Source organism: Oculatella sp. LEGE 06141, assembly GCF_015207605.1.
Classification (GTDB): domain Bacteria; phylum Cyanobacteriota; class Cyanobacteriia; order Elainellales; family Elainellaceae; genus Oculatella.
On record NZ_JADEWO010000036.1, the window covers coordinates 54,907 to 78,786 of the forward strand.

The window sequence follows — 23,880 nt, forward strand, 5'->3', positions numbered from 1 at the left end:
TTAGCAATGCGATCGCCCCTGGGGTTGACCAGACGCTTGACCAGACGCTTGACCGGATGTCTCGCATCCCAACCGATTTGTACCGACATCTGAGCGACTTATGCCCGATCGACTTATGCCTGAGCGACAGTGGATTCACTTGCGGCCTCAGCCACCAACGGACGACGACGCTTGAGCAGCAAAAGGGCGGCTGTTGTAACCACGGTGCCAATGGCGATCGCCACAATGTACAGCAGTAAGTTGCTCACCGCACCGGGAATTGCTAAGACAAAAATGCCGCCGTGGGGCGCACGCAGGGTACAGCCAAACAGCATCGATAAACCGCCTGTGATGGCGGAACCAACAATACAAGCGGGTAAAACCCGAATCGGGTCATTAGCCGCAAAGGGAATTGCCCCTTCTGTAATAAAGGAAATGCCAAGAACCGCCGCCACCTTCCCCGCTTCCTGCTCGTCTCGGGTAAATCGGTCTTTTGCCAAAAATGTGGCTAACGATGCCCCCAGCGGTGGAGTCATTCCGGCGGCCATCACGGCAGCCATAGGGCCAAAGATTTGACTCGACAACAGACCCACCGCAAAGGTGTAGGCTACTTTGTTGACCGGGCCACCCATGTCGATCGCCATCATGCCACCTAAGATCAGCCCTAAAAATAGAGCATTCGCGTCGGTCATGTTTTGCAAAAAGCCCGTTAGCCCATCTGAAATGGCCTTAACTGGAGTGCCAAACACATAGATCATCAGCAACCCCACGACCAGCGTTGAAAGCAGAGGAATCACCAATACGGGTTTCAACCCTTCAAAGTTGCGCGGTAACTGAAGTTTGTCACGGATAAACAGAGCCACATATCCTGCCAAAAAGCCCGAAATAATGCCGCCCAAAAAGCCCATTCCTAAGTTGACTGCCAGCACACCGCCAATTAATCCAGGGGCTAAACCGGGGCGATCGGCGATCGAATAGGCGATGTAACCCGACAACACGGGCACAATTAAGCTAAATGCGGCTGCACCGCCAATTTGACTGAGCGCCGCCCCAAACGTGCCTTCCTCTGGATTAATGCCAAAGGCAAACGAGAGCGCAATGATTAACCCACCCGCCACAATGATGGGCAGCATGTAAGACACCCCCGTCAGCAAATGCTTGTAGGGACCTGTGCGCTTAGCGCTGCGCTGCTCCTTGGCCTGGTTTACATATTGGAGATAGTCACCCTGCTGCGGTGGCGGCATCTCCAGGGCAGAGCGAATAGCTGATTTGCCATCCTTCAGGGCTTTCTGCGTCGAGGTTTCATACACCCTTTTGCCGCGAAAGCGAGATAAATCCACATGGGTATCGGCTGCAATCACTACGGCATCGGCTGCGGCTATATCTTCATCGGTGAGCTGGTTTTTAGACCCCACCGAGCCTTGCGTCTCCACCTTCATGCTGTAGCCTAAGTCGTGAGCCGCTTTTTTAAGGGCATCTGCCGCCATAAAGGTGTGGGCAATCCCGGTTGGGCAGGCCGTAATGCCCACCAGTCGGGTTGTCTGGTTGGGGCTGGTGGACGGTTGTTCAGCGATCGGTTGCGGGACTGGTGCTGACGCGGGAGTGCGATCGGGTTGGGTTGGAGCCACACCAGCAGAATGCTCGGCCAATGCTGCCGCAATGACTGACTTGGTTTCTCGAATGGCCTGACTGGTTGAGGTTTCGTAAACAGGCTTTCCGGCAAAGCGAGACAAATCCACATGGGTATCTGCCGCAATTACCACAGCATCGGCTGCCGCAATATCCTGATCGGACAATTGATTTTTAGTACCTTCCGAGCCTTGAGTTTCAACTTTAATGCTGCACTCCATGATTGGAGCCACTTTTTTAAGGGCTTCAGCCGCCATGTAGGTATGGGCAATCCCAGTTGGGCAGGCGGTTACCGCCACGATGCTTTTCATCGATGTCTATGCCTCTTGATTTGAAAGCAGATTAAAAATAGCGGTTGGGAATAACCAATTAAGGGTGGGTTCGTTCAACGCAGGTTGACATCAGTGGTTAATAGGTCGTATGGATACTTGATGGGTAAAGGATTCGATCGCCGCAACCGGGGGTAGGCGGGGGCCTACCTGAGTGAGCGCTCCCATCGAAAAGGCCGTGGCTAGACGGGCACAGTCGGCCAGTGCATAGCCTCGGGTTTTAGCGGTGACAATGCCCGCCACCATGGCATCCCCAGCCCCTACCGTGCTTTTCACCTGCACCGAGGGCGGAATGGCTAACACCGCTGCATCGGCCTCTACAAAAATGGCTCCCTGCGCCCCCATCGATACGGCAACCGTTTCAATGCCCCGATCAATAAGCTGATGAGCGGCTGTAGCGATCGCCTCTTGCGATTGAGGCCGTTCACCCAAGATGTGACTTAATTCATCCACGTTGGGTTTGATGATCGTAGGAGAGGCCGTTACAGCCAACCGCAACCCGGCTTCGCTGGCATCCAACACCACTCGCTTACCCGACTGCTTGAGTAACAGCACCAAGTCGCGGTAAATCTCAACTGGAACGCTGGCTGGAATACTGCCCGACAGCACAACCCAGTCGCACTGCGTCGCCAGTTCCGTTAGCGCATGGGTTAAAACCTGGACATCTTCAAGCGTTGCGGACTGTCCCGGAAAGTTGATATCCGTAACCTGATTCTGGATCTGATCCACAATCTTGACGTTGACTCGCGTTTTGCCCGGAATCTGCACGAACCGATCGCGAATCTCTTTCTGGGTAAACAGTTTACGAAACGGTTCTGCGTTCTCAGCGCCAAGAAACCCAGTCACCGTGATTGGGTAACCAAAGTCGGCCAGGAATGAAGCCACATTCACGCCCTTGCCGCCCGGGTCAGACTGCTCTTGCTCGACCCGATTCACCTCTCCTGCCAAAAATTTGGGGATGAACAGAGTTTGGTCGATCGCAGGATTGAGCGTCACCGTTGTAATCCTGGCCTCTGTCAGAGCGACTGTTGTAGGAATGGTCATAGCGATCGCACCTCTTGAGCCGTGCGGCAGGCCAAGGCACGCCGAGCCAGTGATTGTGCCTGGGCATAGGATAGACGGCGAATGGTTGCCTTGACAGTGGCAATGCTGGGAGTGCTGACGCTCAGTTCGGCTACGCCCAATCCGGCCAGAATGGTTGCGCCTAACGGATCACCTGCAATGCCGCCACAAACACCAACCCATTTTCCAGCCGATCGGGCCGCTTTCACGGTTTGGTCAATCATCCGCAACACAGCCGGATGCAGCCCATCGGCCTGTTTTGCCAGAGTCGGATGCATTCGATCCATTGCCAGCGCATATTGAGTCAAATCATTGGTGCCAATTGAGAAGAAATCAACCTCCTGGGCAAATTCGGCGGCCATCATCACCACCGACGGCACCTCAATCATCATGCCAATCTCTACGGGTGCTGCCTTTAGCTCTTGCCGTACCTGTTCTGTAATCTCTTTAGCCGATCGCAACTCCTCCAGCGTGGCAATCATGGGGAACATAATTTTGATGCCACCCCCAGAGGCTGCGCGAAAAATGGCTCGAAGCTGCGTTTTAAACAGTTCTGGTTGCGCCAAACACAGCCGAATGCCGCGAATGCCCAAAAACGGGTTGCTCTCAGGCGGCAGATTGAGGTACGGAATGTCTTTGTCGCCGCCAACGTCGAGCGTGCGGACGATCAGCGGTAAGCCATTCAACGCCGTAACCATCTGGCCATAGGACTCAAACTGTTCTGCTTCGGAGGGGGGTTCCGATCGCTGCAAAAATAAAAATTCGGTTCGCAACAGCCCTACACCTTCGGCTCCAGCATCGATCGCCTGTGCCGCTTCGACAGCAGAGCCAATATTAGCCACCACTTCAATCCGGTGGCCGTCTGTCATAATGGCGGGTTGATACCGAGCCTGCTGCTCTACATCTCTCGCGGTTTTCAGCGCTTGCTGCGCCTGTCGCGCCAGGGTCAGGTCAGCTTCAGTTGGCGCGGGGTAAAGAATACCGCGATCGCCATCCAAAATGCTCTCGGTGCCATCCTGCACATCCAGTACAGCTTGCCCTGCCGCCACCACCGCTGGTAAATCCAGGGAACGGGCAATAATTGCCGTGTGGGAAGTGGGGCCACCCGATGCGGTGCAAATGCCCAATACCATTGCCGGGTCAAGCCCTGCTGTATCCGATGGCGTTAGATCCTCCGCCAGCACAATCACCGGATAGGTGGGCAGGCTCGGCTCTTCATTTGCCGTGCCAGACAGCAAGCGCAGCACCCGCCGCCCCACATCCCTGACATCGGCAGCTCGACCCGCCAACAGCGGATCGTTTAACGTCTCTAGCGCTGCGGCTCGCTCTTTCACCGTTTGCTGCCATGCCCAACCCGCACTATAGCCCTGCTGGATGTAGGCGATCGCCTCGTTCAGCATGTCCGAGTCGTCTAAGAACTCGGCATGAACCTGAAAAATGGCCGCTTTGCCTGCACCAGCCCGTTCCTTAACATCGCTGTATACATCTTTTAACTGAGTTTGCGCGGTGGCGATCGCCTGTTTCAACTGTGCCTCTTCTGCGGCTGGATGGTCAGCCGTTTGCGTGACTTGAATCTCGGCTCGACGAAACCGATACACCGAGCCGATCGCCAGCCCCGGAGAGGCCGCTACGCCTCGAATCGCCTGCCCCTCAAATTCGGGGGTGGCCGGAACCATCGGGGAAGCACTGCCCTCCTGGTTCTCGTCGTCCTCATCCAACCCCTGCTCTACAGCCGTTTTTAGAGCCTGCAACGCCTGATCTGCATCCGTTCCTTGCGCCATGATGCGGATCGAGTTGCCCCGTTCAACCCCCAGTTTTAGCAGTGAAACCAGGCTTTTGCCGTTGGCAACCGCGTTGCCATGCCGCACACGAATGTCTGATGCAAACGATTTAGCGATGTTGACAAACACGGTGGCAGGGCGAGCGTGAAGCCCTGCCCCTCCCTGAATCGCGAGGTCAACGTAGTTGGCAAAATCAGACGGACTATCGCCAGTTTGGGCAGGTTGGGGCGATCGCGTCAAACAGTCGATGATGTCCTGGGGATTCGTGGTTTGAGCCAGCCGTTGAATGGTGGCTTCATCATCCAGCACGCTAGTGAGATTGCTCAACACTTCCAAATGCTCATCCGACTTGGCAGCAATCCCCACCACCAGATACACCTGTTCCCCCGGATTCCATTCCACTCCGTCAGGAATTTGGGTCACCGAAATTCCCGTTTGTACAATCAACTCCCGGTCTTTGGGCAACCCGTGCGGAATGGCAATGCCGTTCCCCAGGTAGGTATTGGAAACGGCTTCCCGCTCCATCATGCTGTCAACATATCCCGACTGCATGTTGCCGCTGTTCACTAGCAGCAGACCAGCTTGCCGAATGGCATCGGCCTTGGTGGTCACGTTGGCCTGAAGTTTAATGTGGTCTTTTCCCAGATGGATCATGGTTTGGCCTCCACCGGGAAATCGCTTAAAAAGTGCCTTTGCTGCTGGAGCGCATCCAGGGAGAAATTAGACCGTTTCATACGTCATAAGTGCGATGGTTAGGCACAACAAACAGTCAGAACAATGGTGCTCTGAATCGCTGGCTGTGAAAGGAGAATTGAAACCGGAAGGGCTATGGAGCAGCGGATGGGTTGATAGAACCCACAACAGCAGCCCACACTAATGCTTAGCGTGAACGGTCAATCATCTGGCGATCGCCAGCAGCCGTTAGAACCAACATGACTTAGAACCAACATGACAAAGTGACGCAGCTAAAACAGGTTCACCAACCTGCGAGCCGTGGTTCTTCTATTTCCCCATTATCGTGAATGGGGTGACGTTTGGATGTTAAGAAATCCTGAGTCGAAGGCCAGACCTACACCCATGAGCGGAACCACAGTCGAGCGCTCAGCCCTTCGGGTGAGATAGGCAACCCCAAATATAGGGGCATCCAGAAAACCAGTGCCAGCAAAACAGCAAAGATGATCGTCAGCCCTGCCATACGATGCCAGCGATCGGGCACGGTAAGCCAACGATCGACCAATAGCGCGATCGCCATAAACGAAAAGATGGAGGCTCCCATGTAGTGATAAATAAACGTGCAGCGAGTCACTTCTACCCAGGGCAGCACATTAGCCAACCAGTTCAGTACCAGGTATAGTGCAACCCAGCTATAGGTTCCCAAACTGGGAAAGGTGCTGAGCGTGGCAGCAGGTCTACTCGATGGCGGTTGAACCAACCATTCCCCGCCCCATTGCACCAGCAGACTAATCAGCAGAAAAATAGCCGCTGTAGCAAACCACCACAGTAACGGGTTTCCCATGGCATGTACGTCGTATACGATCGACTCGGTAGACTGGGGCAACGGAGGGCCAACCACCGAAACAGGTTCCGCTGAACCATGCGATGTCTTGTAAAAATAAGCCACGGGTCGCACCATCCACATCCATGTATGCCAGGTAGAACAGTAGGGATGGGCATCCATGCCGCCCACCCGCTCGTGGTAATCCAAAATTCGTCCCTGCCATTGCCAAAAGCTGGTAGTTGGGTCGAGCCGCATATACGGAATCCAGCTAAGGCGATAGGTCAAAAATGGAATCAGGGCAAAGTTAAGCGCCATGTGTCCAACATCGAGCTGAGTCAGGTGCTTCAGTGGTGTGTGCCGCAATTCAGCTATCGATTCTGCCCCTTCTCGGTGGCTGCCTCCATTGCGAGACGAAACACCGTTTGGCGAAGAGCCAGGTTTCAACCCGCCCCGCAAACGAATTTTCCAGGCGATTCGAATGAACCAGGCCGCTATCCAGACAAAATAAGCGCCCAACAAAAACCACAGTCCGTTCCATTTGATGGCGACCGCAGCACCAAAACAAACGCCAGACAGCGCCAAACGCCACCATCGCTGCCGCGATCGCACTCGCAACGCCAGCAGCAGCAACCACTGCCCCAACAGCCCAAACAAGATCAAGTAGACGTTGTTTAAGGCATAACGCGATTCCACCAGCAGCAGCCCATCAGTTGCAGTAAACAAGGCCGCCAAAAACGCAAACGTGCGGCGATTGCTAATTTGATAGGCGATCGCTCCGACCACCAGCGGAATGAATGCTCCCGTTAAGGCATTCAGCCAGCGATAGCTCCAGGTTGAAATGAACAAGCCGGATAGCCCATTTCTGAGACTGTGATCGCCCAGGGGAATGCGATCGCCCAGCCAAATGCCGATAGCAATGATGTAGGTGCTGAGCGGAGGATGCCCTCCAAATAACAGTTCTCCCTTCAGAAAATGGCTGGCAAACTTAGCGTAATAAACCTCGTCAAACACCAGCGTATTAAATCGGCTGAGTCCCCAAAACCGTAAGGCAACGGAGAGCAAAAATACCCCAACCATGCCAATACCAAACCAGGGAAGCGACCATTGAGGATATTTTGAATAGGCGGTCATACAACTAGGCAGAGCTTAGAGACGATATGGAACGGGTAAGTCAACAATTTGCGCTAACAATGACTTGTCGATTTTGCACCCTAACTGTCTGCGAGACAATCGCATGAGCGCCACAGTTGAATGTTGCAAAAATAGACTCGTCCGTGTTTTTACTCATTAACGCTGGCCAACGCAAAAGGGGCAGCATTGCAGATGCTACCCCTTCTCAGGTTTCTATGGTTAACGATGATTGACGATCCGGGCACCGTTCAGGGCACGATCGCCTGTGCTCAGGGTCGGTTCGCCAACTTTAGTATCATCAGGTGTCGCTATTGGGGCACTTGATCGCGTCCCATCCGTCCGCTGCGGCGGCCTTCCTGAACGCGAGTGCGAATGAATTCACCAACCTGTTGGCGTTGCTCTTCGGTTAACACAGCCGAGGCTTCGTCGCGAGCCGAGCGCAGCACGGTATCGAGCTGAGTTTTTTGGTCTTCGGAAAGGTTCATCGCCGCGATCGCCTCTCGCCATTGTCCATTTTCGCGCAGCGTACCAAGAAACTGTTGCCGCTGTTCTGGACTCACAATGCTTTCGAGCTGGGTGCGGGTCTGGTCACGGATTTGAGTCAGTTGAGTTTGCTGATCGGGCGACAAGTTCAACTGCTCAATCAGTTGTGGGGGCAACATAGGAAAGCCCTGACGGGTGGGGGCAGAGGTATTTGGTACGGGAGCAGAGGGCGCAGGGGAGGATGGCGTTTGCGCCCGAACGACCGATGCAAATCCCAGGATCAGGGCGATCGCTCCTCCAGCAAGGAGTGGTTTAAAGTTCAGCTTCATGTCATGACTCCTAATGGACTGTCTTATATGAAACTAATTTGAGTGCGAATGTTTCATAGAATGTCGATAAAAGTGGCGATCTGTACGGTTTGGCACAAGGGTTGAGCGTTTTCTCTCTTGTTTTCGTCACTCCAACCAAAACGATGGACTCAAAAGCCCAAACTATAACTAATTGCGTATCTTACTGACCGTTCCCCGTCATTTTTATGAGGGTTTGGTACCATCTAATTGGATGGAACATTCGACGAATCAACTTGACTCACTTTCATCAGCATTTTGGGTTTTGATACGTCTGTAACAGCAATACTGAATCAAATTCGTACAGCTTAAATTCGTACAGCTTGAAGGTCATTCCCTCATTTAGTTCTGGTCATTCGGTTGCTGTCGTGTGAATAGGACAAGCACGATCTGAACCCAGAAACCATCATGGCTTGCATCACGTTTGATAAAAACCGATCTCGCTGAAGACGCACTTCTTCAGCAAAACAAGCGATCGCACCCAGAGCAGGTCGGGTATGCCCCAAGCAAAGGAGGCAACTATATGACCAATCAATTTCGTAACCGCACTGACGCTGGACAACAGTTGGCAAAACGGTTAAGCGCGTATGCGAACCGTTCAGATGTTCTGGTGTTGGGGTTGCCTCGTGGCGGCATTCCTGTAGCCTACGAGGTCGCCAAAGCCCTGAATGCGCCACTCGATCTCTGCCTGGTTCGCAAGTTAGGAGTTCCGGATCAGCCTGAACTGGCAATGGGCGCGATCGCCACGGGCGGCGTGATGGTACTCAATACCGAAATTGTGCAGTCTCTGAACATCTCGAAAAAAGCCATTCGTGCAGTCGCGGTAGACGAACAGCAAGAGCTGCAACGGCGAGAGCAAGCCTATCGTGGCAGTGCAGAGTTGAAGCACCTCGGCAGCTACCGCCCCGCTCTGGATGTCGTCGATCGCACGCTAATTCTGGTGGACGATGGCATTGCCACAGGCTCAACCTTGCGAGCCGCGATCGCTGTTCTTAGACAGCAACACCCCGCCAAAATTGTAGTTGCCGTGCCGGTTGCGCCACCCTCCACCTGTGCAGACTTGCAGCAGGAGGTGGATGAAGTCGTTTGCTGCGCCATGCCACAATCTCTGCAATCCATCAGCCTTTGGTACAAAGACTTTACCCAAACCACGGATGATGAGGTTCGGATATTGCTTAAACGAGCCGACCACAAACAGGCGGTAACGTCGGCTAATTGATGTCCCTGGATGCGTCTGGGGATGGCTCGATCGCGCACACTACTTCATACAGCGCTGTTATTGGCGTTTGGGCAAACAGCGGCAGCATCTTTTTCATAATGGCTTGATAGGCTTCGTTCTGGTTTTCGGTCATGTCTTCGACGCTTTCCCAGAAAATCACCGAAATGCCCCGATCGGTACCCGGTTCTTGCAGCAGATACGCTCCCTTAAAGCCGTTGGAATAGGTCGCGATCGCTTCCTGGTAGAGTTCTCGGGCTTCAGCAAATTTGCCCACCTTAAATTCGCCGATCGCCACATGAGTAAACTGACGTTTAAGAAAGTCCTGAAAATCCGACATGGATACTCTCCCTGTTGAAGTCTATAAAGATCGGGTGGATGCACTAATCCCCCATTATTTGGCATTGTGCCTGCATCAGCAGCGCTTGCAGCAAATCTTGACGGCATTACCTTCAAGTTTCTTAATAATCTTGCTGGCTCTCTACCCCCCGGTAGAGATCGCGGAAGGAGAGGAACTTGTAATGTAAGTCATCAGACTACAGGAGAAGAGTACAAATTCTTATTGGTTCAGAGGGACGCTGGTTTCTCTGTTTTATTCCTATTCCCTGTTGTTTATCCTGATTTTGCAGACTCGGCTTCGTTATAAGTTCATTAACCCCCAACCGTTTGATGATAGGAGTCCGCTCTATGACGATTGAAATGTTAAAGCAATCTTACGAAGAGCAGTTAGTTAAAGCAGGAGTAGAACCCCAACGTGCAATGGAAGTTGCAGCGAGCATCACTACAGAAGAGCTGGCTCTAATTGGTGAAATTTGGGCTGACTGGGCAGAGGTGGTTCGCAACACAACGGACGCAACGTTGACCTCTGACTTTTTGGATGTGAATTAGCCGTTCGGCAAAGTCTTTCAAGCTAACGCCACGTTCATGTAACAAACGTTAGTTTGACGTTCTGGCAAGAGCATCAGGGTCGCATCTCTATCGCTGTTCATTCTGTTCTTAAAATGTATTGTTTCAGACTCAGAATCACCATTTAATTAATTTGCTTGAGGCTAATTGCAGCGATTCTCGCCGTTTATTCCCTCAAAGGGGTTAGGTAAAATCTTTATCCACTTGTTAGGTTGGTAGAAATGCCGTGCATTTACGCATTTCTACCAATTTTTTTGTATCCATTGCAGAGGCGATCGCTCTCTTCTGTCACCTTCAGCAGAGAATGGGTGCCCGCCAGGGTTCCTGCCTGAACGCTAAAAACGTTCTGGAGGCACGACTCCTGAAGCGGTTAATGGAGGCGGAGCCTGCGGGGTTTCAGCAAACTCCGGGAACACTATGGTTGTTGCAACGTTGATATCAAAGAGAGCGATAGAAGAGGGATAAAAGAGGGATAGATAACATTCGGATCGGTGCAGCATTAAGAGGGCGCATCAGGCAAAAGGCTCCCAGGTCATATTTTCAGGGTTGATTGATCTGTTGCTAGATGATGCTGTTTCGTTCCGGAAGACATAATTTTGACGCTGAATCGAATAAAGGTAGGGAATCATACTCGTCTGTTCCAGATCGGGTGCGTGTTGATTGCGTGTTGATTGAGTTCCCGCCAGAGTTAGTTCGCTGTCCGTTAGAGGCTCAATCAAGACAGGTGCGTCAAACTAAATCTAATCGTGCCATCTGCTGAGATCAACTCAGGGTGTGGATTTCTAGATATGACATTCCCCCAGAAGAATCGTATCTCTTCCAGACGAACCGTTTATAATTTTAGCTCTGTTCTGTCTTACCCATGCAGCGATCGCTTCGACTCCGGTTTCATTCGTCCGTTCCCAAAGTAGCAATTGCTACTGTTGTTCACCGCTCCAGCATCTATCAAACCACCGTTAACAATGGCTAGTAAATTAGTAGCGTTTAGATTGCCAGACGATATTATTCGAGCGATCGAATCTGAAGCCAAGGCCACGGGCAAAGACAAAACTGCCGTTGTGGTCAAAGCGTTGCGGCACGTGTTTGACCTGCACCCGCCTCGATCGCCCAACGTTGAAGCCCTGCAACAGCAGGTCAACGATCTGGAACAACGGGTAAACGACCTGACCGAACAAATTAGCCAGATCACGGATACTGTTCTTCCCGCCGAGGCGTTGCGCTAGCCTGTTGCGTCGATCTAGATGTTAAACGTCTATTGCAGAACGGTCTTGGAGGCAATTCTCGTTTTCTTGCGATCGGCTTCTGATAACTCTCCCCCCTCCTGCAACCGAGTGGCGCTGCTCTGCAAGACCGTTGCCGCTCCCTGGTCGCCCATTTGTAGCGCTGTTTTGGCTGCCGACTGTAGCATCGTCGCTGCACCAGCACGATCGCCCTGCTGAAGTTTAACTTCGGCAATTTGAGTTTGCCGATATTTTGCCAGAGCCAGCACATGTTGCTGCACCTGAGGATTCAGCACCGACTGAAACGTTCCCAGTGCGGTGGCCTCCACGGGAATCTTTTCAGAAAAAAGATTTTCTGCCCCTTGCAGCGGATCGTCATATCGCACTTGCAGATGAGCCAGGGTGTGTCGCCCTTCTGGCAGTTGCCCAGCATATAAATTAACCAGAACGATGCGGGGCGCGTCGATCATCAAATCGCCCAGGCGAACAATGTACTGTCCGGCTTCCTGCATTACGGGTAGCTCGATGGTGTCAGGAACCACCTGAGCGATCGGCTTTAGCTCGGCCAAACGGATGTTGGACATGAGGGACAGCAGCAGATAAGCGTTGGTTAGCCCAACAGACTGCACCCGGCTAAACAAACGGCTAAACTCGCTGAGCGCTTCTTCTGGGTTTTGAATGTAGGCCAGCGTGCCGCCACCCGCATCGGCAATTTTTTCTAAAATGTCCTGGTTCCAGTTGTCGCCAAACCCCAGCGTACTCAGGGTTAAGTTGTAGTCTGCCGCGAGTTGCGCCAGCTTCAAGCAGCGATCGTTGTCTCCATGTTCGTTTTCGCCATCGGTCAGCAGAAACGCCTGAGAGATCGTGTCTTTTCGGCCTTTTGCCAATTCCTCAACACCCAGGCGCATCCCTTCATCAATTGCTGTGCCGCCGCTGGCTCGAAGTTTGTTCAGTTCCACCTTGATCCTGGCGGGATCTTCAATGATTTGATTTGGAATCAGCGTCTTGGCTTTGTGATCAAACACCACAATCGAGAGGCGATCGCCAGGTGAAAGGCTGTCGATGATGCGGTAAGCGGCCTGTTTCACCGTTTCTAGTGGTCGTCCCGACATTGAACCGCTGTGATCCAAAATCAGGCAAAGGTTTAGTGGGGCGGTGCGTCCTGTAGAGTTGGGGATCGCTGATAGCGAAACGGCAAGCTGTCGCTGGCTGTTCGGTTGGGTAGCATCTAAATTAGCGTCGTTCAGTGCGGCTTGCAAACCAACTCTCATACAGCAAACTCCTGGGTAATAGCAGAGAGGCACTCATGCATCCACTGTGCCACACTGCCATTATGGATCGGCAAGAACAGCAATACTATTTTGCGCTGGGCTGAGTTTGTCTTGCGCCAGTAGAATTACGGCAACCAGGCCGTTGAGAAGCAGGATGGAGCACCGGAGCAGCAGTGTCCTCCATCCCGTGCTTATGCTTTGGCTGAGGTCATGCCAAGTGCGATGGGACGCACCAACAGCGTGATGTTTTGCCGACCCACCACATGAACGATCGTGTTGGGCGCAAGCGTAACACCATCATCACAGCGAGCAGGCCACCAAGAGGCTTGAAACTTGACCCGTCCTGGTTTTCCAGGTTGAATCAACTGGTCAACCACCGCTTCACTATCCAAATCAGATGGGTGGCGAAAGGTTGAGGTGGAATGATGAAATTCTTTAGCAACGAATGTTTTTACTTTGTTCAGTAAATCAATCTTCATGGCAGCAGTCTCCAATTATTTATCTGAATCGGGTTAAGAAAAAGATGCAGGCGATCGCATCAGTCAGGCTTATCTCAACCATGCACAAACTAGATAAAAGCCAGAACCAAGCAATATTTTCTTGACCAGAAATAAATCTGTATTGCAATTAGTTTGAGGAAGCTTGATCGGTTGATTATTTTCTAAAGAAAAGTTGAAACCGTCTGAATAATCAAGCGTCCTTGGACTCGAAAATGTTGGGTAAAAGGAGGTGAATGAAAGGCGTAGCGTCATGAAGACAGAGAAAAAAGAGTAGAGGTTGAGAGGTAGAAATAATTGACCTGTATTCCTCAGACAACACTCTTCTTAAAAGGTTCCAGTCCTCAGTTACTTAAGATTAACGTGGGATTGAATCATTGAGTTGGGCAGTAGGGCCAGAAGATCAAATTGGCTGAATTGTTTGTCTTTCTGGGTGATATGAGCTGGGTAGATGCCCTTTTCCTCAATGGGGTTTGGGTCTACTACAACGTGCCTAGTTCACTTTCCGCAAACCGTAGAGATGAGTTTGCAACATTGTTTATCCTTCGGTTTACATCTCTAGAGCGATGAATTTCTACAGCGACCTGGATATAAACAGAACTATAAAAACAATTTTTGGTATTACGACGAGATTCAAGCGTTTGTGTACCGTGTTAATTCCCGTATAAGGAGAGACTTTTCATGTCTTCGGATAAGCATAAGCGTGCTATTGGTATTTTTCCTAACCGGCCTGCAACCGCTTCTGCACTCCAGGCCCTCAGAGATGCAGGCTTTTCGGTGCACGATATCACAGTCATTACTCGCGATGGTTCTGAAGAGGGCGCGATCGCAGGCATACAGGTTCAAGATTCCGAAGGGAACAGTGCTCAAGCCGGAGCCAAGAAGGGTGCCTTTACGGGTGGGGTTTTTGGCAGTTTAGTTGGGGCACTTGTTGGAATCGGTGCTTTGACGATCCCCGGTGTGGCACCTGCTGTGGTGCTGGGTGAAGCGGCAGCAGTTTTGGTGTCGATTGTGGCAGGTGGTGCTGTTGGAGCCGCAGCGGGCGGATTGGTAGGGGCGCTGATTGGTTTAGGCGTTCCACGCAATCGTGCTAAGGCGTACAGCGATCGTGTCAACAAAGGCGAATATCTTGTCATGCTGCGAGGCACTGATCGGGGATTGCAGCGAGCCGAGGAAATTTTGAACCGTCATGGTGTGGGCGATTGGGGTGTATATGATACCCACGACCGTCTCGCTACAAAGGCTGCTGTAGGCAGGCCAGTTGCTTCCCATCCAGGGATAGGGCGGAACGAGCCGTCTGTGGCCTCTGTACCCGTTGCCACACCCGATCGCCCCATTGGCGAAGACTACCGCAGCGATCGACAGGTCGATCGTCCGGTGCAGCAGGTGACCGATCATATGGAGTACGTTACCCCCCTCGAAAGCAGCAGACCGTTAGACGGCAACTACCGTGAAGTCGAGCGGGTCGAGAGCCATCCAGTGCGAGGCGATATTGGCCACCCCGGTGTTGCTCCGGTTCACCCAAGCGATCGTCAGCTTGACCACGATGAGCGCGACCATTACCGCATTGACGATCGCATTCCACCCAGTGCTGCTAATAATGTGGGCTATGTGACTCCAGTTACCCCAGTGAACCCCGTCAACCCTGTTGTTAACGACTCGTATCACACCGATTACCGCGAGGCAGATCGGGTCGTCGATCGCACAGTTGTTAATGAAGGACAGTACGTTAGCCGAGACGATGTAAGGCGATATCCTGAGGAGTACGATCGCGTCGATCGTCCCATGAGCGCCCAACCCGACGAGTATCGAGGCGGCATTCATCCCTCTGTTGAGCCGGGTAGGGTTGACACTGTACCGTCAACTGGCATGGCAGGTAGCGTGCCGCTACAGCGTTCCGAGAAGCGATCGATCGGTGTTTTTCCCAACCAGTACGCAATGGAGCGGGCGTTAGAGGCGTTGCGGCAATCTGGCTTTCCGATGCACAAAGTGTCTATCATTGTGCGTGACCATGAGAACTCGCCCAACTTAACTGAGTCGGCGATGGGTAGCGCCTCACAAGGTGACAGTCCCGTGAGTGCAATGGGTCGATATACCGGCTTTTTGGTAGGGTCTAATCGGTTTGATGCACCTGGCGTAGGGCCGATTTTGGTGATGGGATCGGAGGCAGGAGCCTTTAGCGATGCCTTTGCCGACAAGAAAGTAGGTATTTTTCCGACTGATTTTGTTGAAACGCTGGGCAGGTTGGGCATTCCCCAGGTACAGGCCAGAATCTATCGCGATCGCCTTGCCCACGATGGCTGCCTGGTAATGGTCAGAGGCACAGGCGACGAAGCGCTGAAGGCCACCTCTGCGCTTAACCAGTCTGGCATTCAAGACTGGGGGGTTTACAGCGTATAACGCCCTGACCTGATAAACGAAGGTTTAGCGTCCCTTGCAATCTATCCTTCCGATCGCGTCGCGTTAGCGCCCTGTGTCGGAAGGATTTTTTGTAGCCTCGATCGTCTATTGGGGTTGGGTTTGCTCTACCCACTCAACGATGCCATCGGCCAGCGCATCGGCCAGACGCTCTTGTGCCTGGGGGTCAACAATCCACTCAAACTCCACTGGGTTAATCATAAAGCCGAGTTCCAGCAGGACAGCAGGGGCAACGGTGGGTCGAGTCAGCGCCAGGTTATTCCAAAACACGCCATAGGTAGGGCGATCGAGCGTTTCTACTAAATAATTATGCAAGAACATTGCCAAACTATGGGATTGGGCATTGTACCAGAAGGTACCGATTCCAGCCGTGTTGACGGCATCACCCTGATCGGGTAACGCATTGTAGTGCAGGCTCAACGCCAGAGTGGGTTCTAGCCGCTCTATCTGGTCTACCCGATCCTGGGGATAAAGGTCGTCATCGCCTTCGCGAGTCATGTAGACTGTTGCACCCCGTTCTAGCAGGCGATCGCGCAATAGCTTTGAAACGATTAGCGTCACATCTTTTTCAGGCACACCCGTTGGCCCTCTTGCGCCCAAATCCTCTGAACTGCCATGTCCTGGATCGAGCAAGATACGGATGCCAGCCAGCGACGAACGACGGGTGAGGGCAGGCGGATGCCGGAGCGACAGTATCAGACTTGTGCCCTCGTATCGCAGTTTGTACCCCCACTGCTGCTCAGAGTGGAGATTGAAGGTGTACTGTACCTGCTCTGGAGCAATCTGCTGCCAATCTAACCGTTGAATGATCGGATCATCGCTCAGAAAAATGGTGTCGGTTTGCGCGGTGGTGTTGTGTAGCGTCAGGGTAAAGCGGCGATCGCCCTGTTGAACGCTGACGGGTACGGGCACCTGGAGCGGAAAAACGATATCCGTCCAGCCATCGGTTTGCTGTGCCCGGACACTGCGAATGAGCGATCGCGGCGGTACGGCATTCGGTACAACCTGCGTTTCTGAGGCGCGAATCCAGGCACCGTAATCCAACCGCAACCACTCGCCCTCGCGCCCGGTAACAGCGGCTCTGGTGCCCCTGGGTAAGGGGGTTAACCGAGAATAATCTGTACTGGGGCCAGAGCGAGCCGTCCCAGAAGCGGCAGATACTTCAACCACTGGTGCCTGAGTAGGGGAGAGAATCTCGATCGCACTCGCCGACTGCCTGACCCTTTCCCCACCCACCTGAAGCTGAAATTGCGGTTGTCCCAGCGTGCCAACCGTAGGAAAAGCCGCGCAACCCTGGTAGGTTTGGGCGGCAGAAACGGCCTGCGGCTGATTTTGTGCCGTCAGCACGGCTGAGTTGGGCGGCAGCGCTACCCCATCCGGCTGTGGCAACAGGGGAATGATCTGATCTGCAAGCGCAACAGACACCTCTGCATTTGGAGGGGCGATCGCTCCAAAACAGATCGGCTCGTTGGGCAACCGAGCGATATCAACCGAGGGAATGAGTGATCCTTCGCCAAACGCAGCACCCACTGGAGCTGGTGGCTCACCGGAGATGCGACGCACCGTGAGCGTCAGTTCCTCACTGCCGTGGCGCAGCGTGAAGCGGTTTTCTCCCAGTTGTAGCGGAACGCTGGGGGCAAAATGACCCGCCGGACTACGATCGATCGCCTCACCGTTGACCGTGACCTCACCGTTTGGATCTGCTGTGCCGATCAGGAAAATTTGCGTGGCAATCGTTTCGTGGTTGTCCGGAGGATACACCACCGATAAAGGCTGTTCGGCTCTGGCGATCGTTGTATTCAGGGCGCTAGCCATACCAAGGCCGAACCCACCAATCACCCACCGCAAATCTGACTTCATCAATGTCTTCCATCCCCTGTATCAACCGATAGCTCGCGCGTTAGAGCGGCTTTAGCATCGTCGTTGGCGCTATTCAAGTAGGTCACCTGGGTGGGGTAAGCAAATTCAATACCGCGCTGTTCAAATTCACGCTTCAGTTCCAAATTAATGTGCTGCTGGGCATCCATATAAATGGTGTAATCACTAGAATTGACATAATACACCACTTCAAAATTGAGACTGAATTCGCCGTATTCCAAAAAGTGGGCGCGATCGAACACTACATTCTCAGTTTGTTCAATCACGGCCTTAATAATATGAGGAATTTCTTGCAGTTTGGTTACTCCAACTTCATAGGTAACGCCAAGCTTAAACAGAATTCGACGACGCTGCATGCGCTTGAAGTTTCTGATTCTAGTACCCACTAAATCTGAGTTGGACAAAATCAATTCTTCTCCGCCAATGCTCCTTAATCGCGTGGTTTTGATGCCGATATGTTCAACGGCTCCTTTGAAGTCATCCAGCACAATAAAATCGCCTAATTCAAAGGGGCGATCGAGCAAAATGGCAAAGTAGCTAAACAGATCTTGCAACAACCCCTGGGACGCAAGGGCAACAGCAACACCCCCAATGCCAAGGCCAGCCACTACAGCAGAAATATCGAACCCCAGATTATCCAGCAGGAACACAAACCCCAACGCCCAAACAATGACATTGATCGCTGGGATCAACGCATTCAGGCTTTGTTCCAGACCAGAACTGTACTGCCGACGTGCTAACCAGTAAATTTTTATCGAATATTCAACCACTGAAATGACTAAACGAACAGCCAGAAAAGTGGCGAGAATTAAAATAATGACATCTTTGGCTTGAGCCAGGATGGGGTGTAAGACCAGGTTGTTAATGCTAATGTAAACGATCCCCAAATAGAGGAGTGGAATTAGCGATCGCTCCTGTAATTCTATGAACCGATCATCAAATGTATTGCTGGTGCGTTTTGCCCACTTTCGCAAACGATTTACAATCAACTGATCAAGCAGCGCGACGACAATAATACCGCCAAAAATAATTGCTAATGCAATGAGATATTCGCTAACTTGATTTTGTAAAAACTCTGCTTGCAGAATTCGTTGCATCATTCCCTTTCGTATCACATCATTCGGCGGTCGATCGCCACTAAATTAACCGTCAGGCATGGGTTAAACCGGGCAACCACCCTGCTTATGGTAAGAAGTCACAGTCATCACCGTCAATCTTCAGTGGGGGGTTCCTGCCTGGGTTGCCTTCTGCGGATTCCCTTAAAATTGCTCACAACCACCGGGCGTTTTTCAGTGCCTATGGCACAATGAATGGGTTAAAAACTGCCAAGCTCTGGACGCTGAATCGGCGATCGCTACTATGACTAAGTTTGTATTTGTAACAGGTGGGGTTGTTTCTAGCATCGGCAAAGGAATCGTTGCAGCGAGCCTCGGTCGGCTGCTTAAATCGCGAGATTACTCCGTCTCGATTCTCAAGCTTGATCCCTATATCAATGTTGATCCGGGTACGATGAGTCCGTTTCAACATGGAGAGGTATTTGTAACCCGAGATGGTGCTGAAACCGACCTGGATTTAGGGCACTACGAGCGGTTTACCGATACCTCCATGTCTCGACTCAACAGCGTCACGACGGGTTCCATTTATCAGGCAGTTCTCAACAAAGAGCGCCGGGGTGACTACATGGGGGGCACCGTTCAGGTGATTCCCCACATTACCAACGAAATCAAAGAACGGATTTTGCGCGTCGCCAACGACACCAATCCAGATGTGGTGATTACTGAGATTGGCGGTACGGTGGGGGACATTGAATCCTTGCCCTTTTTAGAAGCCATTCGTCAGTTCCGCAAAGATGTGGGGCGCAAGAACGTCATTTACATGCATGTGACGCTCCTGCCGTGGATTCCGTCAGCGGGCGAGATGAAAACAAAGCCAACCCAGCATTCCGTTAAGGAACTGCGATCGATCGGTATTCAGCCCGATATTCTGGTGTGTCGGTGCGATCGCCCACTGAATCCCGGCATGAAAGATAAACTTTCAGAGTTTTGTGACGTTCCGGTCGAGTGCGTCATCACCGCTCGCGACGCTAGCAGCATTTACGAAGTGCCGCTAACGCTAGAGCAAGAAGGCTTAGCGCATCAGGCTCTTGACCTGTTGCAGTTGCCCCAGCGTCCACCCGATTTGGAAAGCTGGAAAACCCTGGTCGAACGGCTCTACAATCCCAAGCACCCGATTGAAGTGGCGATCGTGGGCAAGTACGTGCGGTTAAGTGATGCTTATTTGTCTGTTGTAGAAGCCTTGCGTCATGCGGCTCTGGAGATGGGTGGCGATCTCAACATCCGCTGGATCAACTCGGAAGAAATTACGCCAGAAACGGTCGATCGCTACTTAATGGGCGTTAACGGCATCATTGTACCGGGCGGCTTTGGCACGCGCGGCATTGATGGCAAAATCACAGCCGTTCAGTACGCTCGCGAACAGCAAATTCCCTTTTTAGGGTTGTGCCTGGGGATGCAATGCTCAGTGATTGAATGGGCGCGTAACGTTGCCCATCTGCAAAATGCCAACAGTGCTGAGTTTGATACAGAAACCAACAATCCAGTGATCAACCTCCTGCCCGAACAGCAGGACATCATTGACCTGGGTGGCACGATGCGGCTGGGGCTGTATGCCTGCCGAATTTTGCCAAACACGTTAGCCGAGCGGCTCTATCAACAAGAAGTGGTCTACGAGCGGCATCGGCACCGTTACGAGTTTAACAATGCGTACCGCAATCTGTTTCTGGAATCGGGATATGTGGTTAGCGGTACCTCGCCAGACGGTCGCCTGGTAGAAATGATTGAATTGCCCAAACACCCCTTCTTTATCGCCAGCCAGTTTCATCCAGAGTTCCAGTCTCGTCCACGCCAGCCTCATCCGCTATTTGTAGGGCTAGTGCAGGCCACGATCGCCAACACTCAATCCAACGATCGCGTTCCCGAACCGTCACTCAGTATTGATTAATCTGCGATCGCCATCTCCGGTAGAAGCGCAATGAATCTGTGTCTCTAATTAATCTGTGTCTCTACTGGCCGTCAGGGGGCAGGAAGGGATAGCCAACAGCTTGACGGGTAAGAGGCTGTAGCCGCTCTCAACTGCCGTTGCCATCTCCTCCTATCCTTCCGGTGGTTCAACCCGTTTCAGGTAGCTTGAGGCAGCCATACCACAACCGCTGTTCCAGGATGCGTCTGTGGATCTGAATTTTGATATAGGTCTTGAATCAGATAACTGTCCTGAGCCGGGCTGAAGATTTGAATATCGCCATCCATTTGAGTCACTAATTCACGCGCGATCGCCAGTCCCAAGCCGCTACCGGGAATATCTGTTGCAGCCTGCACCCCGCGATAGTGTCGCTCAAACAGATGGGCTAAATCCTGCAACGGAATGCCTGGCCCCGTGTCGGCAACAACAATCGCCTGACGCAGTTCCGGTACGGTCGCGGGTGCAGGCACGACGACAACATAAACCTGGCCGTGGGCAGGGGTATATTTCAGCGCATTATCAATCAGATTACTCAGCACCTCCCGTGTCGCCTTCAGATCAATACAAACCGGGGGCAACGCCGAGGGTAACAGGGTTTGCAGCACCAACTGCCGTTCTTGTGCGATCGCCGCTGCCGAGTCTAACAACGGTTGCAATACATCAATAATATTGTGAGGTTCAAGCTGCAAGCGTGCCCCTAGCAAAAATCGAGCGCCAGGCAACAGCGGCGGCGAATTGGCAACCGTAGCAGCCGTAGACTCTCTAGATGCTGTTGCATCCCAATCCACCATCTCAGCCGTATCAGACTCATAGGGCAACAGGTCGGCTTCACCTAAATCAATTGCTACGTCAAATTCTTGCAACAGTTCTTGCAGGCGATCGCTCTCTCGCACAATTCCTTCCACCGAATTGCGGTTCGCTTCATCGGGGCGAATGCGCCGCAGCAGCAACTTGCCAAACGTACGAATGGCCGTCAGCGGGTTACGAAACTGGTGCAACAAATCGTCCAAAATATCGTGCTGTTGTGCTTGCAGCATCCGCTGATGCTGTAAATCTTGCGCTAGCCACTGCCCCCGCTGATCCAGCACACAGGCGATCGCCAGAGTTCGAGCAATGCGCTCAATCTGCGCCTGTTCCAACTCGTTCCACGCTCGATCCGATCGCGCCGTCACCAACAGCCCCATCACAACCCCTTCATGTATCAGGGGTAAAACAATTTGCTGCTGGCGTAACAACGCCGTTTCAACGGGTGGTGGCAGAGCAGATTGAGCCTTCGATGCCGAGAGCCGCGCTGGCAAATCCTCCTTTGCCTCCTGAGCCGAGTCTGCCCCCAGCAACCGCAGCCCCATGCTTCCCTGGCGCATCCCGGTATACAGCAGCGCCAGTATCCGGTCTTCCTCCCACTCTTCAATCGATTCAGGATAGGCTGCGATCGGCACCAGAGTTGGATTTGGCGATTCCTTAAATTCTTCTGTTAAATAAATTACGCTAAAACATGCTCCCAAGCCTTGTGTGAGTAAAGCAATCTGCGACTGGCATAGAGCAACAAATTCAGAACTGGCAGGCATTAGCATCGCACAGGTTTTCAGGATTAGGAGCTAGAGGCTGAGCAGTTGCGGTTTACGGAACGATCGCCGATCAATCTTACGAAAAAACCGATCGCCACCCGGCTTGCACTACTAAAAATTATAGGTTTGTTGACATGAATCCCCCAAAAAACGGCCTAAACGCCACCGCCGAACCTCTTAAAACCATAGGACACGCCAATTTGAACCTAACATCAACAATTTGTATCAATAATTTAAAGGCAGTTGAAATTCCTATTTTAAGTCGATATACTTTGCACGGTTTCAGTATTTTGTAACTAGGATTACACAATATCGAGCTTTGAGAGGAGGTAAGGAGGTTGGCAAGGAGACGCAAGCGGAAAAGCCGTCGTCGTCAGGAGGGGCGCAGGATCTTAGAAATGGTGCCTCAGTACAGCATAGAGAGTGGCGAAGAGAAACCTGTTACAGCCGCTCGGAAGTTCATTCAATCTGAAGGCATCTTGCCTCCAGCGTTGTTATTGGTCAAACGGAACGAGCACACCACTGATCGATACTTCTGGGCAGAAAAAGGGCTTTTTGGCGCTCAATATGTTGAGGAAAATCATTTTCTGTTTCCCAGTTTGAGGGTACCAGAAGATGAACCTGAGATTTTACCCGTGGTTACTCACAGTCGATGAGTTTGGATGTTGTGATAGCGTAGGTCTCTCTTTCACAGCATTTTGATTCATTGTTCGTAAAGTTTCAATCATCTAAAAAAGCGGGGTCAAAATTTGACCCCGCTTTGATGTTTTGTCGTTTCGTTCAATGCGCCCCCAACGAGGGGCGCATCAGTATCTCCCAAGCACTCTAGCCCGTGTCGTTAGCCAATATTGACCTTAACGACCTTATTTTTTTCAGCCTCAACCTTGGGTAAATTCAGGCTTAAAATTCCATCTTTGTACTCTGCCTCGACCTTGTCATTTTGGACTCTGGCCGGAAGGGGAATTACTCGACGGAACGAACCATAGCGGAACTCAGAGCGGAGTACACCCTTTTCTTCCGTCGCCGTTTGAGACTTGCGATCGCCCTTAATTGAAACGGCCTCCGCCATCACTTGAACATCCAGATCGGTGGCATCCATACCAGGAATCTCGACTCTGAGATGGATTGCATCTGGCGTTTCGCGAAGTTCAGCCGCAGGCACAAACATCGTTCTATCGAAGCGAGAAGTCTCCGGGTTTAGTGCAGTCAAAAGTTGATTCATTTCGCGCTGTAAGTTTTCAATCTCCTGAAACGGTGTCCAATGAACCAGTGTCATAACCTTATTCTCCAAGTTCTCTTAACGTCTCTCAGGGGTTGTAGGGATTGAACCCTGTCGTGTCATGTTTCTACTGTACCGAGACAAAAAGACAAGGATGTTCGGTTGTTATGGCACTGCAAAACCGCAATTCCCGCACCTCAATCACCATTGGTTCGGCTGCCAGGGTAATGGCAGGAGAGCAACCCGTACAGCCTCCCAACGATGAAGCAAGAGGCTTGCGGCCAAGATCAAGCAGGGTGAAGATTACAGCAGTTCTCAATCAAGTCAGCCACAGTCTCGCCAAGTGGGGTGTGGGGTGTGGGATGTGGGGAATGCAAATGAAAATGGCTGTAAGTCCCCCCCTGCCTTAACATCCCGTGCTGCCCCACCG

Annotated in this window: 21 protein-coding genes; 9 read left to right on the top strand and 12 right to left on the bottom strand. The window is 52.1% G+C overall.

Going from position 1 to position 23,880, the window contains the following annotated elements; translation table 11 throughout:
• Positions 1-113: 113 nt before the first annotated feature.
• From IQ268_RS21365 to IQ268_RS21385, 5 genes are all read right to left on the bottom strand, one after another.
• Positions 114-1,919, bottom strand: coding sequence for a PTS fructose-like transporter subunit IIB (locus IQ268_RS21365; RefSeq protein WP_193883503.1), 1,806 nt, complete (start codon positions 1,917-1,919; stop codon positions 114-116).
• 90 nt (positions 1,920-2,009) lie between these two features.
• Complete coding sequence (gene pfkB / locus IQ268_RS21370) at positions 2,010-2,981, bottom strand: 1-phosphofructokinase (RefSeq protein ID WP_193883504.1); 972 nt, start codon at positions 2,979-2,981, stop codon at positions 2,010-2,012.
• The gene (gene ptsP / locus IQ268_RS21375) at positions 2,978-5,434 is read right to left on the bottom strand and encodes a phosphoenolpyruvate--protein phosphotransferase (RefSeq protein WP_193883505.1); all 2,457 of its coding nucleotides are present in this window, start codon (positions 5,432-5,434) and stop codon (positions 2,978-2,980) included. Before ptsP ends, pfkB begins: the two co-directional genes overlap by 4 nt.
• Before the next feature lie 415 nt (positions 5,435-5,849).
• Positions 5,850-7,409 carry a dolichyl-phosphate-mannose--protein mannosyltransferase gene (locus IQ268_RS21380; RefSeq protein WP_193883506.1) on the bottom strand — a complete coding sequence of 520 codons (1,560 nt, stop codon included), beginning with the start codon at positions 7,407-7,409 and terminating at the stop codon, positions 5,850-5,852.
• A gap of 308 nt (positions 7,410-7,717) precedes the next feature.
• Entirely contained in the window at positions 7,718-8,221 is a 504-nt protein-coding gene (locus tag IQ268_RS21385; RefSeq protein ID WP_193883507.1) for a Spy/CpxP family protein refolding chaperone, read from the bottom strand.
• Positions 8,222-8,762: 541 nt separating this feature from the next.
• Between IQ268_RS21385 and IQ268_RS21390 the strand changes: the two genes are divergently transcribed.
• Complete coding sequence (locus IQ268_RS21390; RefSeq protein ID WP_193883543.1) at positions 8,763-9,458, top strand: phosphoribosyltransferase; 696 nt, start codon at positions 8,763-8,765, stop codon at positions 9,456-9,458.
• On the opposite strand, the gene IQ268_RS21395 is transcribed toward IQ268_RS21390, so the two are convergent.
• Positions 9,451-9,795: an antibiotic biosynthesis monooxygenase gene (locus tag IQ268_RS21395; RefSeq protein ID WP_193883508.1), complete on the bottom strand. Its 345-nt coding sequence runs from the start codon at positions 9,793-9,795 to the stop codon at positions 9,451-9,453. The genes IQ268_RS21390 and IQ268_RS21395 overlap by 8 nt on opposite strands.
• On the opposite strand from IQ268_RS21395, the gene IQ268_RS21400 reads away from it, so the two are divergent.
• The 4 genes from IQ268_RS21400 to IQ268_RS21415 all read left to right on the top strand — a co-directional run bounded on the left by IQ268_RS21400 (position 9,794) and on the right by IQ268_RS21415 (position 11,584).
• Complete coding sequence (locus IQ268_RS21400) at positions 9,794-9,982, top strand: hypothetical protein (protein ID WP_193883509.1); 189 nt, start codon at positions 9,794-9,796, stop codon at positions 9,980-9,982. The two genes, IQ268_RS21395 and IQ268_RS21400, sit on opposite strands and share 2 nt — an antisense overlap.
• 160 nt (positions 9,983-10,142) lie before the next feature.
• On the top strand, positions 10,143-10,343 hold the full coding sequence (locus IQ268_RS21405; RefSeq protein WP_193883510.1) for a hypothetical protein: 201 nt from the start codon (positions 10,143-10,145) through the stop codon (positions 10,341-10,343).
• Between the two features lie 244 nt (positions 10,344-10,587).
• Positions 10,588-10,797, top strand: a complete 210-nt coding sequence (locus tag IQ268_RS21410; protein WP_193883512.1) for a hypothetical protein — start codon at positions 10,588-10,590, stop codon at positions 10,795-10,797.
• A gap of 526 nt (positions 10,798-11,323) precedes the next feature.
• Positions 11,324-11,584 carry a hypothetical protein gene (locus IQ268_RS21415; RefSeq protein ID WP_193883514.1) on the top strand — a complete coding sequence of 87 codons (261 nt, stop codon included), beginning with the start codon at positions 11,324-11,326 and terminating at the stop codon, positions 11,582-11,584.
• Between the two features lie 29 nt (positions 11,585-11,613).
• Here IQ268_RS21415 and IQ268_RS21420 read toward each other — a convergent pair whose 3' ends face one another.
• Positions 11,614-12,852: a VWA domain-containing protein gene (locus tag IQ268_RS21420; protein ID WP_193883516.1), complete on the bottom strand. Its 1,239-nt coding sequence runs from the start codon at positions 12,850-12,852 to the stop codon at positions 11,614-11,616.
• Between the two features lie 191 nt (positions 12,853-13,043).
• Complete coding sequence (locus IQ268_RS21425) at positions 13,044-13,331, bottom strand: NfeD family protein (RefSeq protein WP_193883518.1); 288 nt, start codon at positions 13,329-13,331, stop codon at positions 13,044-13,046.
• A gap of 699 nt (positions 13,332-14,030) precedes the next feature.
• Between IQ268_RS21425 and IQ268_RS21430 the strand changes: the two genes are divergently transcribed.
• Positions 14,031-15,749 carry a general stress protein gene (locus IQ268_RS21430; protein ID WP_193883520.1) on the top strand — a complete coding sequence of 573 codons (1,719 nt, stop codon included), beginning with the start codon at positions 14,031-14,033 and terminating at the stop codon, positions 15,747-15,749.
• A gap of 105 nt (positions 15,750-15,854) precedes the next feature.
• On the opposite strand, the gene IQ268_RS21435 is transcribed toward IQ268_RS21430, so the two are convergent.
• Both IQ268_RS21435 and IQ268_RS21440 read right to left on the bottom strand, forming a co-directional pair.
• The gene (locus IQ268_RS21435) at positions 15,855-17,627 is read right to left on the bottom strand and encodes an N-acetylmuramoyl-L-alanine amidase (protein ID WP_193883522.1); all 1,773 of its coding nucleotides are present in this window, start codon (positions 17,625-17,627) and stop codon (positions 15,855-15,857) included.
• Positions 17,627-18,745 carry a mechanosensitive ion channel family protein gene (locus IQ268_RS21440; RefSeq protein ID WP_193883524.1) on the bottom strand — a complete coding sequence of 373 codons (1,119 nt, stop codon included), beginning with the start codon at positions 18,743-18,745 and terminating at the stop codon, positions 17,627-17,629. The genes IQ268_RS21435 and IQ268_RS21440 overlap by 1 nt, the downstream gene beginning before the upstream one ends.
• 259 nt (positions 18,746-19,004) lie before the next feature.
• On the opposite strand from IQ268_RS21440, the gene IQ268_RS21445 reads away from it, so the two are divergent.
• The gene (locus tag IQ268_RS21445) at positions 19,005-20,645 is read left to right on the top strand and encodes a CTP synthase (RefSeq protein WP_193883526.1); all 1,641 of its coding nucleotides are present in this window, start codon (positions 19,005-19,007) and stop codon (positions 20,643-20,645) included.
• A gap of 176 nt (positions 20,646-20,821) precedes the next feature.
• Here the strand turns inward: IQ268_RS21445 and IQ268_RS21450 are convergent, their stop codons facing one another.
• Positions 20,822-22,231 carry a GAF domain-containing sensor histidine kinase gene (locus IQ268_RS21450; RefSeq protein WP_228035602.1) on the bottom strand — a complete coding sequence of 470 codons (1,410 nt, stop codon included), beginning with the start codon at positions 22,229-22,231 and terminating at the stop codon, positions 20,822-20,824.
• A 338-nt stretch (positions 22,232-22,569) separates the two neighbouring features.
• Between IQ268_RS21450 and IQ268_RS21455 the strand changes: the two genes are divergently transcribed.
• Positions 22,570-22,887, top strand: coding sequence for a DUF3155 domain-containing protein (locus tag IQ268_RS21455; protein ID WP_193883530.1), 318 nt, complete (start codon positions 22,570-22,572; stop codon positions 22,885-22,887).
• Between the two features lie 182 nt (positions 22,888-23,069).
• Here IQ268_RS21455 and IQ268_RS21460 read toward each other — a convergent pair whose 3' ends face one another.
• Complete coding sequence (locus tag IQ268_RS21460; protein WP_193883532.1) at positions 23,070-23,507, bottom strand: Hsp20/alpha crystallin family protein; 438 nt, start codon at positions 23,505-23,507, stop codon at positions 23,070-23,072.
• Between the two features lie 110 nt (positions 23,508-23,617).
• Here IQ268_RS21460 and IQ268_RS21465 point away from each other — a divergent pair, with 110 nt between their 5' ends.
• On the top strand, positions 23,618-23,860 hold the full coding sequence (locus tag IQ268_RS21465; protein WP_193883535.1) for a hypothetical protein: 243 nt from the start codon (positions 23,618-23,620) through the stop codon (positions 23,858-23,860).
• Positions 23,861-23,880 lie beyond the last annotated feature (20 nt).

What these genes read in the sequence shown, in the direction of transcription:
- IQ268_RS21365 (WP_193883503.1), bottom strand. Translation starts at nt 1,919, where the DNA reads ATGAAAAGCATCGTGGCGGTAACCGCCTGCCCAACTGGGATTGCCCAT.
- pfkB (WP_193883504.1), bottom strand. Translation starts at nt 2,981, where the DNA reads ATGACCATTCCTACAACAGTCGCTCTGACAGAGGCCAGGATTACAACG.
- ptsP (WP_193883505.1), bottom strand. Translation starts at nt 5,434, where the DNA reads ATGATCCATCTGGGAAAAGACCACATTAAACTTCAGGCCAACGTGACC.
- IQ268_RS21380 (WP_193883506.1), bottom strand. Translation starts at nt 7,409, where the DNA reads ATGACCGCCTATTCAAAATATCCTCAATGGTCGCTTCCCTGGTTTGGT.
- IQ268_RS21385 (WP_193883507.1), bottom strand. Translation starts at nt 8,221, where the DNA reads ATGAAGCTGAACTTTAAACCACTCCTTGCTGGAGGAGCGATCGCCCTG.
- IQ268_RS21390 (WP_193883543.1), top strand. Translation starts at nt 8,763, where the DNA reads ATGACCAATCAATTTCGTAACCGCACTGACGCTGGACAACAGTTGGCA.
- IQ268_RS21400 (WP_193883509.1), top strand. Translation starts at nt 9,794, where the DNA reads ATGGATACTCTCCCTGTTGAAGTCTATAAAGATCGGGTGGATGCACTA.
- IQ268_RS21395 (WP_193883508.1), bottom strand. Translation starts at nt 9,795, where the DNA reads ATGTCGGATTTTCAGGACTTTCTTAAACGTCAGTTTACTCATGTGGCG.
- IQ268_RS21405 (WP_193883510.1), top strand. Translation starts at nt 10,143, where the DNA reads ATGACGATTGAAATGTTAAAGCAATCTTACGAAGAGCAGTTAGTTAAA.
- IQ268_RS21415 (WP_193883514.1), top strand. Translation starts at nt 11,324, where the DNA reads ATGGCTAGTAAATTAGTAGCGTTTAGATTGCCAGACGATATTATTCGA.
- IQ268_RS21420 (WP_193883516.1), bottom strand. Translation starts at nt 12,852, where the DNA reads ATGAGAGTTGGTTTGCAAGCCGCACTGAACGACGCTAATTTAGATGCT.
- IQ268_RS21425 (WP_193883518.1), bottom strand. Translation starts at nt 13,331, where the DNA reads ATGAAGATTGATTTACTGAACAAAGTAAAAACATTCGTTGCTAAAGAA.
- IQ268_RS21430 (WP_193883520.1), top strand. Translation starts at nt 14,031, where the DNA reads ATGTCTTCGGATAAGCATAAGCGTGCTATTGGTATTTTTCCTAACCGG.
- IQ268_RS21435 (WP_193883522.1), bottom strand. Translation starts at nt 17,627, where the DNA reads ATGAAGTCAGATTTGCGGTGGGTGATTGGTGGGTTCGGCCTTGGTATG.
- IQ268_RS21440 (WP_193883524.1), bottom strand. Translation starts at nt 18,745, where the DNA reads ATGATGCAACGAATTCTGCAAGCAGAGTTTTTACAAAATCAAGTTAGC.
- IQ268_RS21445 (WP_193883526.1), top strand. Translation starts at nt 19,005, where the DNA reads ATGACTAAGTTTGTATTTGTAACAGGTGGGGTTGTTTCTAGCATCGGC.
- IQ268_RS21450 (WP_228035602.1), bottom strand. Translation starts at nt 22,231, where the DNA reads ATGCCTGCCAGTTCTGAATTTGTTGCTCTATGCCAGTCGCAGATTGCT.
- IQ268_RS21460 (WP_193883532.1), bottom strand. Translation starts at nt 23,507, where the DNA reads ATGACACTGGTTCATTGGACACCGTTTCAGGAGATTGAAAACTTACAG.
- IQ268_RS21465 (WP_193883535.1), top strand. Translation starts at nt 23,618, where the DNA reads ATGGCACTGCAAAACCGCAATTCCCGCACCTCAATCACCATTGGTTCG.